Origin of the sequence: Streptomyces sp. NBC_00210, from assembly GCF_045160975.1 — a bacterium.
In the GTDB taxonomy this organism is placed as follows: domain Bacteria; phylum Actinomycetota; class Actinomycetes; order Streptomycetales; family Streptomycetaceae; genus Streptomyces.
On sequence record NZ_CP108120.1, the window covers coordinates 3,929,241 to 3,942,583 of the forward strand.

Annotated in this window: 8 protein-coding genes and 1 pseudogene; all 9 read right to left on the minus strand. The window is 68.9% G+C overall.

The window, feature by feature from the left end:
• Positions 1 to 2 precede the first annotated feature (2 nt).
• Positions 3 to 4,454: an Hsp70 family protein gene (locus tag OG729_RS17835; RefSeq protein ID WP_405807022.1), complete on the minus strand. Its 4,452-nt coding sequence runs from the start codon at positions 4,452 to 4,454 to the stop codon at positions 3 to 5.
• Between the two features lie 249 nt (positions 4,455 to 4,703).
• Positions 4,704 to 6,605 (minus strand): P-loop ATPase, Sll1717 family, encoded by a 1,902-nt coding sequence (locus OG729_RS17840; RefSeq protein WP_405807024.1) that lies wholly within the window; start codon positions 6,603 to 6,605, stop codon positions 4,704 to 4,706.
• A gap of 503 nt (positions 6,606 to 7,108) precedes the next feature.
• Positions 7,109 to 7,768 carry an urease accessory protein UreD gene (locus tag OG729_RS17845; RefSeq protein ID WP_405807025.1) on the minus strand — a complete coding sequence of 220 codons (660 nt, stop codon included), beginning with the start codon at positions 7,766 to 7,768 and terminating at the stop codon, positions 7,109 to 7,111.
• A gap of 317 nt (positions 7,769 to 8,085) precedes the next feature.
• Positions 8,086 to 8,781: an urease accessory protein UreG gene (gene ureG, locus OG729_RS17850; RefSeq protein ID WP_405807026.1), complete on the minus strand. Its 696-nt coding sequence runs from the start codon at positions 8,779 to 8,781 to the stop codon at positions 8,086 to 8,088.
• Between the two features lie 48 nt (positions 8,782 to 8,829).
• On the minus strand, positions 8,830 to 9,504 hold the full coding sequence (locus tag OG729_RS17855; RefSeq protein WP_360871191.1) for an urease accessory UreF family protein: 675 nt from the start codon (positions 9,502 to 9,504) through the stop codon (positions 8,830 to 8,832).
• A gap of 146 nt (positions 9,505 to 9,650) precedes the next feature.
• Positions 9,651 to 11,468 carry an urease subunit alpha gene (locus tag OG729_RS17860; protein ID WP_405807028.1) on the minus strand — a complete coding sequence of 606 codons (1,818 nt, stop codon included), beginning with the start codon at positions 11,466 to 11,468 and terminating at the stop codon, positions 9,651 to 9,653.
• Positions 11,461 to 11,931 carry an urease subunit beta gene (gene ureB / locus OG729_RS17865; RefSeq protein ID WP_405811169.1) on the minus strand — a complete coding sequence of 157 codons (471 nt, stop codon included), beginning with the start codon at positions 11,929 to 11,931 and terminating at the stop codon, positions 11,461 to 11,463. The genes OG729_RS17860 and ureB overlap by 8 nt, the downstream gene beginning before the upstream one ends.
• A pseudogene (locus tag OG729_RS17870) lies at positions 11,914 to 12,207 on the minus strand (urease subunit gamma); the annotation flags it as partial. The pseudogene OG729_RS17870 and the gene ureB, both read right to left, overlap by 18 nt.
• Positions 12,208 to 12,709: 502 nt before the next feature.
• Entirely contained in the window at positions 12,710 to 13,201 is a 492-nt protein-coding gene (locus OG729_RS17875; protein WP_405807030.1) for a hypothetical protein, read from the minus strand.
• Positions 13,202 to 13,343: the final 142 nt, after the last annotated feature.

Below are 13,343 nucleotides of genomic sequence, written 5' to 3' on the forward strand. Positions count from 1 at the left end.
GGTCACCGCGTCGTCCCCTCGCCGCCGGGCTCGGACAGCCCGAACCCGGCGCTCGCGAGCAGCGGGGCGAGTGAGTCGACAGAGATCGCGAACGTGGTCGCCCCTGACCCGCGCTGCACCAACATGCCGACCACTTCACCGAGTTCGTTGAGCAGCGGCCCGCCGCCCGTCTCCGGCGGCAGCTCCTGATCGGTGCGGAACAGCTTCAGGTCGTACTCGGGAAAGGACTCAAAGCCCTGGACGATCCCCGTGACGAGCATCTGGTCGGCAGCGGCCACCCACGTCTCGTCCCCGATGTTCGTCAGCCTCGGAAAGCCCAGACGCAACGGCTGGGCCGGCGCCCGTTCAGCAAGGAGGATCACGCTCGCGTCGATGGCCGAGGAGTCGGGGCGGAAGACGCGGCGCACGGCGCGCGTGCCCGCCGCCATGTGCACCATGAGCCCCGCGGCTGACTCCGCCGACCAGCGGCCTCCGGCCAGCACATGCCGGTCCGAGATCAGGAAGCCGCTTCCCTCTCTGCCGTCGCCGTCCGTCACCCGTACCAGGGAGGGCTTGGCCGCATCCATGTACAGCTCCGGACGCTCGGGGTCCAGGACGATCGCGGGCAGCCTCGGTGCGTCCGCGAGCAGAGTCTCCCGGTACCTGGCTCGATCGCCGGTGCCCGCCAGGCAGCGCAGCCGTCGGCGCAGGTCCTCCGGATCCGACAGCGGTTCGGTGAGCTCGTCGTGCGCGCGCAGCGCGCGCTGGTGGTCGCCGGCATCGTGCAGGGCCCGGAAACGTCGCAGCGGATCAATGTCCGCGGCGGCCAGCGCCGCGAGCACCCCGTTCCATCCGGCCACCCGGGCCATGCCCTGCCGCATCCGGTCGAGGTGCTCGGCGAGCCGGTCGGCGAGGAGTCGTCCGGCCTCGGCCCGGTCCATGGCGGCCGGACGGTCCAGATAGTCCCGAACGTTGACCGTGAGGTCACGCAACGGGCCGCGCAGCAGGAGCAGTTCGCTCTCCACGTCGGTCGCCTCGTTGCCGTACATCTCCGACAGCAGCCGTTGACTGTTCTGGTCCAGCGGTCCGCGGGTCGGCCGGTGGGCCTCCAGCCGGTCGCGGAACTCGCGGCAGAGTTGCTCCGGGTGCAGCTCTGCGGCTTGCTCCAGGAGGTCGTGCAGCGTACGCCGGAGGTCCTCCACCTCTCGCTGTATTGCTTGCCTTTCGGTCATTTCCTGAATCTCGCGCGGCGACAGCAGGGTGGGGTCGGTGATCCGGGCCGAGTTGGACTGGCCGGTGGCCTTGTCCACGGCTGTGGCCTTGAGGACACAGCTCTCGTCGAACGAGAACGTGACCTCGATCTGCGGTATCCCCTTCGGCACAGGGGGAAGACCGACCAGATCGAACTGACCGATCTTTGAACGCGCGTCGAGCTGGCCGTTGTAGATCTCGATCAGTACGACATCCTGGAAGTCGCGAGTCGTCGTGTAGGTTTCGCTCCGCTCTGCCGGAATCCGCGTGTTCGCTTCGATGATGGTGCTGAACGTCGGCTCTCCGGTCTCCCTGTCACGGGCCCTGATGCCGAGCGGCAGCGGGGTGACGTCCTGCAGGAGGATTTCATCGAGGTTTCCGGCCATCACCGCGCCCTGCAGGGCGGCGCCGAATGCCACCGCGGCGCGCGGATCGGCAAAGTGCGTCCGCCTGCGCCCGAAGACCTCCTCCACGACACCGCTCACGAGCGGGGACAGCATGGGACCGCCCACCAGGACCAGGTGCTGCGGTTTACCGGCGTCCATGACCCACTCGGCCCTGGCTTCCTCACAGACCCGGCGCAGCGTGCCCAGCGGCTCTGCGAGCAGTGCCGCGAGGTCGGCCCTGGTGAGTTCGATGCGCACGCTCGGCCGGTCCAGGAACGCGTTGAGCGTGTAGTCGGCCTCCTCCTGGGAGGACAGCGCGATCTTCAGGTATTCGGCGGCGATCTCCAGCCTCTTCCGCGCCCGGCTGGAGGCGGCAACGTCCAGCCCTTCGTCACGGAGCCGGTCGGCCAGGAAATCGGCGATGGCGGCGTCGAAGTCCCGACCGCCATACGTGGTGTCGCCGGACACGTTCTCGACGTCGTACCGGTTGCCCTTTACCTTGACGAAACTCGCGTCGAGGGTACCCGCGCCCAGGTCCAGCACGGCAACCTGGCCTTCCAGTTGCCGCTGCCGGGCTACTGCCATGCAAGCGGCCGTGGGTTCGTGGATCAGCCGGACCAGTTCCACCCCTGCGATCTTGCAGGCGTTCTGGGTGGCGGCCTTGGCGTTGTTGTGGAAGTAGGCCGGAATCGTCACGATCGCCGCCGGCCGGCTCACAACGAGATCGTGCTGCTCTGCGGCCCAGTCCAGCCACGCGTCCCGGACCTCGCCGAGTTCGGCTCGGGCGAGTTCGGCGACTTCTTCCCTGACCTGCTCGGACAGGAAGGACTCGACCAGGGTGCGGGCATGACGAACCATCCGGGCGGCCACCTCCTCCGGCCGGTAGTAGCGATCCCGGATCTGAAAGCCTTTCCGGTTGCCCATCCGGCGTTTTGCGGCGCTGACATGCCCGATGATCCCGCGGGCCAGCATGGCGTCGCCGGTCAGTCCGACGATCTCCTCTCCCTCTTTGGTCAGGCTCAAAGTCGAGGCGAAGTACGGCTTCCCGGTGGGCGGGCAGAACACCGGCCGCTCCGTCTTCGTGTCGTAGACGGCCGCCACACAAGTACTGGTGCCCAGGTCCATGCCCCAGATCCGGGAGAAGCGGCCGTCCACCAACCGCTTCGCCCGGGCCACCCACTCCCCGACCCGCTCCTCGAAGGCTCCGCGGCCGACCGCACCCGCGGCCTCCAGCGCGTCGAGAGCCTCTTGGCGCAGAGGCCCCGTCACGGTGGTCTCGTCGTCGTCGACCAGCGAGCGCAGCACCGCGCCGGCGCGGGAGGCACTTCCTCTGCTCGCCAGGGCGTCGAGGCAACGGCGGACGAGTTCACCGATATCGCCCGCCCGGCGCAGGAATCCGGACAGGCGGGGGTCCTCGATCGCTTCGTCCCCGCGCCACCGAATCAGGCAGCCGGCGGCTGCCACCGGGTCGTCGGCCCGTTCGTAGAGGACGACGGCCTCCGCGTGCCGGTCGGCCTGCTCGTGCAGGCGGGCAGCGCCGAGGATGTCGCCGCCGGCTTCGCGGGCTTCCGCGCGGGCGGCCAGACCTTCGGGGGAGTCGTCGTTGTGCAGGACGCGGTCGGCGTCGCCGAAGCGCTCGACCGCCTGGTAGAAGCGGTGGGCGCGGTAGTGTTCCTCGGCGTCCTCGGCGTGCCGGGCCGCTTCGAGGAGTTCCCCGGCTTCCTCTTCGAACCGGCTCCATTCCTCGTGCACCGACCGGCGGCCGGAGTCGTCGGGGGCGGAGTGGAAGAGTCCCTGGAGGCGTCGGCGTTCGACCGCCGTCACGGCCTGGCGCAGGCGCTCCAGTTCGTCACGCCGACGGGTCACCGCTTCGGCCGGTTCCGCCTGGTTCAGGCGGCTCAGCAGCGTGCGGGTCCGACGTACGGCCTCGGTGTGTTCGCGCTGCTCGACCAGCGAGTCGATCTCCGCCCTGCACTCACCGGCGAGATGCGCCAGGCGTTCTGGCTCGTTCTCGGGACAGGTCTCCAAAGCGGCGCGGAAATCGCCGAGTTGCTCGTGGCAATGGCTCATCCGGTCGCGGCGTCCCGCCCGTTCGAAGTACGGCAGCGCATCCTCGGGCCTTCCCTCTGCAAGGGTCAGCTCCGCGGCCCGCTCCGACAACAGCCGCGCGGACTTTGCATCTCCTGCCGCGTCGGCCAGATCCAGGCCGGCCCGCAGGTCCTCCAGCCGCGACGACTGGACGCAGCATTCCAGCGCCGCGCGTTGACCAGCCGGGGTGTCCGCGAGCCGCACCGCGTCGGCGCCCCGGCCCAGGAGCAGCCGTACGTCGAACCGGTCCGGCACAAGTGGTTGCGGAAGGTGGTCGAAGAAGGCCGACCAGAGGGTGGCGTCGCTGCCCAGCTTGGTCCGCGCGGTGTGTGCCTCCAACGCCGCTGCCAAGACGATCGCGTCCAGCGCTCCGGTCTCGTGCAGGCCGTGCAGCCATGAGACCAGCTTCTCGGCATCCCCGGCGGCGCCCAGCAGGCCGGCCAGGGTATGACAGGCCCGGAGCCGGAGCTTGCGGTCCTCCAGCCTGTCCGCCACGCCATGGACGACGGCGAGCAGGGTCCGGTCGGCATGGCCGCCCAGGGCGAACAGCTGCTCCGTATCGGCTGCGCCGAAGGCCGATGCGTACTGTTCGGCGGGGAGCCGGGCGTCGTACTGCTCGAAGAGGTCGCGTGCCAGCGCCGGATTCTCGTTGAGGGCGAGCATCATCGCACGCCCGTACGCGGTGGCCGCGCGATCGGCGTCGCGGCCGACGAGGACCGTGTGCCGGAATCGCGACTCAACACCCTTCAAGGCTCGGCGCAGCTTCCAGGAAGCGCCCCCCGGCGCAGCCTCACGTAACATGGGCCCCCACTTTTCCTGCCACGACCGGACGGCGTCAGCTTAGGCCCGACCGGTTCCTCCAACCCGGCACTCGCCACGCAACGGGCCTTGGCTGCCGGGAACTTCAAGCATGATGCCGGTGTTCCCCGTGCCGCGTACGCAACTTGGGGACGAAGGTGTCCGGCGGTGCGGTTGCGCAGCCCGCGCCGGAGATCGCCGTCATGATTCGCCGCTGCTGCCGACCCCGCCGCCGACCGCCCGCACCAGCCGCGTCGACTGTTCCCTCAGGTGCGATGACAGGCCGTCCGGCCCGTCGCCGCCGTCCAGGCCGTCGCGCCGGAGACGGTCGGCCGCGGTGTTGAAGTAGCTCGCGGCCGCCAGCACGATCCGGTCCTCGGCCACCGGGGGCTCCGCGTGCGGAGCGCGCTCGGTGTCGTCGAGGATCCGCCGTACCTCGGTGGCGATCTCGGTCCGGATCTCGTCGGGCAGCCCGTCGGAGCGGGCGGTCTGGTCGAGAATCGCACGGCATGCCCGCTGGAGCCGCTCCAGCAGGACGTATCCGCGGCTGACACGCGTGGCGCCTCGTACGGTGAAATCGACATTTCCGGATACGGTCTGGGCCTGGATGCTGTCCACCACCACTCGGTCGTACGTGGCGATACCCGCGGCACTGGTGGCGCCGAGTGCTTCGCGGAAGCAAGGGTGCAGGTGGAACTCGTCCTCGTGCGGCTGAACGGGCAGTAGGGGTACGCCCGCGTAGACGATGCCGTTTCCACGGCGCACTCCGAGGAAGCCCACCTCGTAGAGCGTTCTGACAATGCCGTCCAGCGTGAGCGCTTCCGCGTACGCGGGAAATTCGCGGCGCAGCGTGTCCCGGGTCAGTTCGACGCGGCCGCGCAGCGCGGCGCGCGTCACGAGGTACCCGGTGTTCTGGAAGAGCGGGAAGAGGCGTTCCAGGAACGGGTGGGCGATGAGGTACTCCTGGACGAGGTCCTTCAGTTTCCACTCGGAGAAACGGCGAGTCGCCACGAGGATGTCGCTCTCGTGGATGAGGTCGTGGTGCCCGTTGCCGATCGCGGTGGACTGGCATTCGTTGAGGTACTGGATGACGTCGCGCGGCCGGGGAAGCGTGCGTGACAGGAGGTAGGACGGGGTGTGCCGGCCCTGGACCGTCCGCGGGAAGATCCCGCCCCACAGCTGGCGCGCCGTCAGCCCGGGGTCGACCGAGGCCTTCGCACGCCGCAGCGCCAGGTCCGCCAGGTCGGATTCGGTCCAGTCGATGCGCAGTTCGTCGCTGCGGAACTTGTCGCCCTCGCCGAAGGAGAGAGAGTCATAGATGTCCGACCGAAGGAACAGCGCGCATTTCAGGGCGTTTCCGTACTGGCTGCCGATGTGCCGGGCGGCCAGCAGCAGGCCGATGATCAGCGAGTTGCTCTCCAGGTCCGCGGACCACACCTGCTCCAGCTGGTCCACCAGCAGCAAAAGCGTGTGCGCCGGCGCGCATCCCAGCTCGACGAAGCCCAGGCGTACGCCGTCTTCCAAGATCTTCAACCGGTGTGCGGCCCGGGCGCCTTCCGTGGGCGTCTGCGTGAAGTCCGCCGCGGCCTTCACCCCGAACGCCTCCAGCGAGAGTGATCCGCTCAGGCCCTGCAGCCACTGCCCGAACCCGTTCGAGGTCCGGTCCTCGCCGATCAGTTCCTGGTTGGCCTTGAGGAAGCTCCTCAGGGTCTTGATGGACGCGGGTGTCCTGCCGCTGTGTTCCGCCGCGTGCCTCACCAAGTACTTCGCAGCACGCAGGGCGAAGACATAGCGCCACATCAGTGACTTCGCGTGATCTCCCGTCAGACCCGTCAGCTCGAACTGGCGGATCTCCTCCCCCGCAGTGTCGTCGGGCGTGATCAGCGCGGTGCCTCCGGGGTGCACTCCGGCTAACGCGAGCCGCACGCAGATGGCGCTCTTCCCGACCCCCTTGCGGCCGATGACGAGCATCTTCCGGCCCGACACCACGGCGTTGTACGCCGCCGTCTCCTTGAAGCCTGCCCGAAGAAGTCCGTCGGCGAAGTCGCGCTCCGCGTCGTCCCGCCCGAAGTACAACCGCTCGACCACCGACAACTCACTCACGGCTCCCCCTCCGGACGTCCCCATGCGCACCCGGCCAGTATCCCGCTGGCGGCCCCGCCCGGGGGCGGTTCCCGGGCGGGGGCGGTTCCCGGGCGGGGGCGGTTCCCGGGCTCGGCCCATCCGAGCACCCGCGGTGCCGGTGGCGCAGCTGCTTGCCGTGAGGACGGTTGGTCTTGCTCCATCGTTCCTGATCCTTCCGTTCCCACCAGGTTCCCAGCCGTTCCCGTGCTGCCAGTCCGTCCCGGTGTGACGAGCCCTGCTCCCGGCGCCGGCAGGCTGACAGGGCTGACCGCTGCCGAGTGGCCAACGCGCCCAGCGGCACCAGCCCTCCGGTCAGCGGAACAATCCCACCCCAGTAGGCCGCAAGGTTCTCGGCGCTGCTCAGGGTGACAGCGCCCGCTGCCAGGGCGAGTACTCCTGTACCTGCTCACGGACTCAACCGGGGCGGAGACCGACAGGCCAACTCCACCCTGCACCGGATCGTCCTTCACTGCTGATGGCGATCATCTCGCCGACCAGATCCGCGGCACTGCCGGAGAGTCGGTCCCTTCGGCATGTGCGAGGGCGGTGTCGAGGAGATCGCGCAGGCGGGCGGGGGTCGAAGCGACGGCCGTGGCAAGGAGGGCGCTGCTGTCGGCCAGCGGGGCCAGTACGGCAGAGCCAGCCGCCGGGTCGCCGCCGAGGTGCACCGGTTCGCGAAGGAGGACTTTCATGTCCGGCCGCACGAAGAGAAGTTGGCCGCAGGCGCGGTGATGTCCCAGGACGGCGGGACCGTCCCAGGCGGGGGCGGGGCCGCCGTAGGCGGTGTGCTGGTCGAGGAGGAGTCTGCCCGCGCGGCGGACGGTCAGGCGGGTGGTGAGGTGCCCGGGTGGCTCTGCCGTGCGGCCGAGTAGTTGCTCTTCTCGCAGCACCAGCCGGGCGGTGGAGGCAAGTTCGACGGTGTACGTCTGGTGCAGGGTGCTGCCGCGGGTGCTGATCAGCGGCTGGGGCAACCAGTTCAAGGACGCGTCCTCGCCTGCCGTGAGCCGTACGTCGTACGTGGCGGGGTCGGTCGTCGAGCCGCGCAGGGCGATGGTGGCGGCGGACGTGGTGACGTCCAGGCGAGCCCGTGTGCCGGCCGTGATGTCGAGTGCGAGGCGGTCCCCGCCCAGCGGCGCGCTCATGGCGCCGAGCACGCTGACCCGTGCCCGTCCGTCTCGGCACCGTAGTCGCCTCAAGTGAAAGGGACCGTCGCTGCGGAGCAAGGGGAGTGTGGTCGTGCGGCCGTTGTGCTCCGCGCGGATCTGGGCCGTCGCGTGTACGCCGCTGAGGTGGGGAACGGATTCCTCGCTCGCCCCCGCCCAGGCGGACCGCGGTCTTTCGTGCCCGGCGTCGTGGTGCTCGGCGCCGGTGGGGCGCACCATTGCGGGTGCGGCCCTCTGGACGGGGCCGGGCGCTTCCCGTGCTGGGCCTGGCAGGGGTGCGGAGCTGGTGGTGCGGGTCATGCGGCTGCTCCGGTCCGCCAGGCTGCCAGGCGCCCGTTGACCCAGTCGGCGACCGGTCGGATCCCGTCGGTCTGAGTGAGGCTGGTGAAGGCGACGGGCAGGTCTCCGCGCTGGCGTCGTGCGTCGGATGCCATGGTGTCCAGGTCGGCGCCGACGTACGGTGCCAGGTCGGTCTTGTTGACGACAAGGAGGTCGGCGGTGGTGATGCCGGGCCCGCCCTTGCGGGGGATGTCGTCACCGCTTGCCACGTCGATCACGAAGACCTGGGCGTCGACGAGGCCGCGCGAGAACGTGGCGGTGAGGTTGTCGCCGCCGGACTCGATGAGCACCAGGTCCAGAGCCTGCAGCGCCTCCTCCAGCTGTTCCACCGCTTCGAGGTTGGCGGAGATGTCGTCGCGGATCGCGGTGTGCGGGCAGGCCCCGGTCTCCACGGCGGCGATCCGTTCGGGCGGCAGAACGGCCTCGCGCAGCAGGAACTCGGCGTCCTCACGGGTGTAGATGTCGTTGGTGACCACGGCAATGGACAACTCGTCGCGCAGCGCGCGGCACAGCGCGGCCACGGTGGCGGTCTTGCCGGAGCCGACAGGCCCTCCGAGTCCGATCCGCAGAGCGCGGCGGCTGCCGTCGCCCCGCAGAGGCTCGGCGCTGTGGGTGTGGCGGTGGGGCGTGATCACGGGGTGGTCGAGGTGCACGTCAACTCCAGTTCGGCATGAGGTGGTTCAGGACCGGCGTGACCGGTTTCAGGAGGCGAAGAGGCGGACCGTCCAGGCGGCGTGCTGTTCGCCGGTGAGGTCGAGTAGCGGCGCTGAGGCGGCAGGGAGGGCATCGACTCCGAGGTCGGTGAGACGGCCCGCGGTGGTGGCAGCGGCGTCGGCCACTTCGTCCATTTCGGGGGCCAGTCGCGCCAGCAGCGCGGTCGCGTCGAACGGGTCAAGACTGAGCAGCCGTACCGCGGCGGTTGCCGGGCCGCTGACGCTCTCGTACGCGGCGGCCTGTGCGGCGTCCAGCGGGGTCAGGTCCGCCGCGCGGGCGGCGACTCCGAGGACGACGGGCTGGTGTACGCCCTTCGGCCGGTCGCGGGCGAGCCGGTCCAGGTCGGCCGAGGGCCAGGTGATGCGGGCCGCGCGCAGCATTTGGCGGCCGAGCCGACGTGCGACCTTCCGCAGTGCGGGCATGGGGGTGCGGGCGTCGGCGGCCTCGTCCAGGACGAGGGGGTCGTGGCCGTCTGCCGCAGCGGCGGTGAGGCCGGCGGCGGTGAGGCCGGCTGTATGCAGCCGTCCACGGCAGAACGCCTGCAGGCTCGCGGTGTCGTGCACGGCGCCGGAGGCCACCGCCGCCTCCACGCCGCCGGAATGGGCGTGCCCGCCGGCGGGGAAACGACCGTCGGCCAGGACCAGCAGGGCTGCACGGGGCATGGTGGGAGCGGCCCGCCTTTCAGGGAGCAGAGCGAGGAACGGGTACGGGAAGCACGGGTGTCCGCGACGGTGTCACTGTCCGGAGTGCGGCGGCCTTGCCCGGCCACGCGTCATGGCGCGGCCGGGGAAGGTGATCCGCAGGTCGGTCAGAACAGGAAGTACCGCTGGGCCATGGGCAGTTCGGTCGCGTAGGTGCGGCCCACGGCGTGCCCGTTGATCTTCGTTCGCACGTCGGACGTGACGGCGCCACCGATGTTGACGTCGAAGGTGTCGGGATCGATTGCGATCTCCGGCAGGCCGCTGTTGAGCTTCATGTCGGCCTTCGTCACCTCCCGGGTGCTGTTGATCTGCGCCAGGGGTTTGACGAGTCCCAGGTCGCCCAGCTCGCCGTTCAGGGCCAGCTCCGGCACGAAGTTGAAGGAGTTGGCTTGCGTGGAACGGCCACAGGAGCCCCACACCGGGCGCGGCAGGAACGGCTGCGGCGTCGGGATCGACGCGTTGGCGTCACCGACCTGCGCGTACGCGATCTGGCCGCCCTTGATGACCATGTGCGGCTTCACCCCGAAGAACTTGGGCTCCCACAGCACCAGGTCTGCGAGTTTGCCCTGCTCGACGGACCCGACCTTGCCGGCGATACCGTGTGTGATGGCCGGGTTGATGGTGTACTTCGCGATGTACCGCCGGACACGGAAGTTGTCCGCCTCCTGGGTGTCCTCGTCGAGGTGACCGTAGCGGGCCTTCATCACGTGGGCGGTCTGCCACGTCCGCATGATCATTTCGCCGATGCGGCCCATGGCCTGGGCGTCGGAGGACATCATCGAGATGGCGCCCATGTCGTGCAGGAGGTCCTCGGCGGCCATCGTGGAGGGGCGGATCCGGGAGTCGGCGAACGCCATGTCCGCCTCGATCTCCGGGTTGAGATGGTGGCAGACGATCATCATGTCGACGTGTTCCTTGACGGTGTTGATCGTCAGGGGACGGGTCGGGTTGGTCGAGGCGGGCAGCACATTCGGCCGGCCGACCAGGCTGATCATGTCGGGTGCGTGGCCGCCGCCCGCGCCCTCGACGTGGAAAACATGGAGGCTGCGGTACTTCTTCTCGCGCCGCCGGGCCGACTTCGGGTCCATGGTCGCCGCGAGGGTGTTCTGTACAAAGCCGGCCTCGTTCAGCGAGTCGGCGTGCAGGGCGACCTGGACACCAGTGCTGTCGCACACCGCCAGGGCCGCATCGATCACGGCGGGTGTCGCGCCCCAGTCCTCGTGAATCTTGAAGCCCAGGACGCCGGCCCTGACCTGGTCGGTCAGTGCGTCCTTGTTGACCGTGCTGCCCTTGCCGAGCAGACCGATGTTGACCGGGTACTGGTCGAGCGCCTCGAACATCCGGTGGATGTGCCACTTTCCCGGCGTCACCGTGGTGGCCGTACTGCCTTCGGCAGGCCCGGTGCCGCCGCCGATCAGCGTGGTCACACCGGCCGCCAGCGCCTCGTGAATCTGGCCCGGGCACAGAAAGTGCACGTGTGTGTCGACGCCGCCCGCGGTAAGGATCCGACCGTTGCCGGAAATGACCTCCGTCTCGGGGCCGACGACGAAGTTCGACGCACGGCTTTCGTCGAACCTCTGCTTGTCCATGGTCTCGGGGTTGTACGCCTTGCCGATCGCAGCGATCTCGCCGTCGCGCAGCCCGACGTCGGCCTTCACGATGCCCCAGTGGTCGACGATGAGTGCGCCGGTGATCACGGTGTCGACCGGCTTGCGCCGGCTGTCGCGTGCGTAGTGCGACTGCCCCATCGACTCGCGGATCACCTTGCCGCCACCGAAGATCATTTCGTCGCCGCTACGGCCGGGCCCGCCGGCCCAGTCCGCCTCGATCCTGATGACGAGGCCGGTGTCGGCGAGCCGCACCCGGTCGTCCGTCGTCGGACCGTACAGGTCGGCATACTTCTCACGCGTCAGTGCCTCAGCCATCGAGTTCTCCGTTCCCGGCCTTGATCTGCAGGCCCTTCACCTTCCGCTGCCCCTTGATCCGCACGAGCTCCACGCACCGCTCGTCACCGGGCTCGAATCGCTCCGACGTGCCGGAGGGAATGTTCAGCCGCATCCCGCGGGCCTGTTCACGGTCGAAGACCAGCCCAGGCTTGGCCTCGTCACCGGACCCGTGCCCGGCGTTCGCCTCGGCGAAGTGGAAGTGAGAACCGACCTGGATCGGCCGGTCCGACAAATTGCGCACCGACAGCCGAGTGACCGGCTCGCCGTCGTTGAAGCTCACCAGGTGCGGTTGCTCGACCACCGGCAGGGCACCCACCGGCGCATCACCGTGCTCCGGGCACTTCTCCTCAGGGTGCTGCTCAGCCCCGGGTACGAACTCGAACTTGCCGGGGTGCACGGCCACTTCTTCGTCCGGCTCGTCGAAGGGATCGTGGATCGTCACCAACTTCGTGCCGTCTGGGAACGTCGCCTCGACCTGGACATTATTGATCATCTCCGGGACGCCGTTCATGACCTCGCTGCGCTTGAGGACATGCCGGCCCGATTCCATGACGGAGTCGACCGTGACCCCGGCTCGAGCCTCCTCGTACACGTGCGCCGTCAACAGCGCCATGACCTCGGGATAGTTGAGCAACAGCCCGCGATCACGGCGCCGTTGGGCGACGTCTGCCGCCACGTGGATCAGCAGCCGTTCCTGCTCGTGCGGAGTCAGGTGCATACTGTCCCCTTTCCTGCTCGTCGCATTGACACGGTGCGGCGAGGCTCACGAGAACAGCAGGATGGTGGGCCACACTCCGCAAGTGATCACCGATCGCAACGAGCAACGGGCCCGGAAGAAGCGGCCCATACCCACCATGAGGAGTAATCGAAGCGCGCCGCCCAAAGATCGAGCGCGGGTCTACGCCTTGCTGGACGCCCCTTTGCGCCCCCGGCGAGAGGGCATTCACTAAGATCGTTTACCGTGCTCACCTGCCTTTGCGCACCTCAACGATGGGCAGCATGGTGCCAGTGGCGGGCAGGCTGAGCTCAATGGACTTGCAGAAGCCGTAACGGTGAATTCGTATGCTGTCTGTGGGTGGGTGTCCCCGAGAATCTGTTGGCAGTCGCGTTCGAGGACTGTCAGTAGGGCGTTGGCCTGCTCGTGCCCATCCGTCGAACGGGCAATGCATCTTGGGGCTTGCCTGCCTCCGCGAGGTAGCGGGCAATAACATGCCGGGTCTTCAGCGTGTCAGGGTCGTCCTCTCCGAGGGATTGCCGGCGGTGCGCGAACAGGTCCGTAAGGCGGCGGCCAGGGCACCGAAACCGCCGACCGCGATTCGCTGCAGCACTTCCCCGAAACGGTCTCTGCGTACGAAAAGTGGCAGCCGGTCCGCTCCAGCAGACGGTTCACGCCGTATCGCAGCGGGATGGACGCCAAGCGCGATCGGGTCTGCCAGATCATGGACACGGAAGCGTTTCACGCGTCCCCTCGCGCCAGGAGTTGGGATCGCACCGATGTCCCGGCGCCGTCGCCGCTCCGCCAGCACGCCTTGAGCGTCGGCCGTGAGCACGCCGTCCAGCGCGGCCACTACCGCCGCCATCCAGGCCGGCAACCAGGCACCCCAAGCCAGCACCGCAGCCGCGCCACCACCGGATACACCGATCAGCACAACCCACGGCCGCAGTGATCGCCAGAACATCAAGCGCCCGGATGACGCCACAACACCACGCATGCGTACCCATGTTCACGGCTGGCCACGCCCAGCGTCGATAGTGCAGTCGACATCAGGTTCACCCCGAACTGCATTCGAATCTAGAAAATCTAGACATAGAAGATATATCGGATCATCAATGTTCCCAGGATGTTCCCATCTG

What these genes read in the sequence shown, in the direction of transcription:
- OG729_RS17875 (WP_405807030.1), bottom strand. Translation starts at nt 13,201, where the DNA reads ATGCGTGGTGTTGTGGCGTCATCCGGGCGCTTGATGTTCTGGCGATCA.
- OG729_RS17845 (WP_405807025.1), bottom strand. Translation starts at nt 7,768, where the DNA reads ATGAGCGCGCCGCTGGGCGGGGACCGCCTCGCACTCGACATCACGGCC.
- OG729_RS17860 (WP_405807028.1), bottom strand. Translation starts at nt 11,468, where the DNA reads ATGGCTGAGGCACTGACGCGTGAGAAGTATGCCGACCTGTACGGTCCG.
- OG729_RS17855 (WP_360871191.1), bottom strand. Translation starts at nt 9,504, where the DNA reads ATGCCCCGTGCAGCCCTGCTGGTCCTGGCCGACGGTCGTTTCCCCGCC.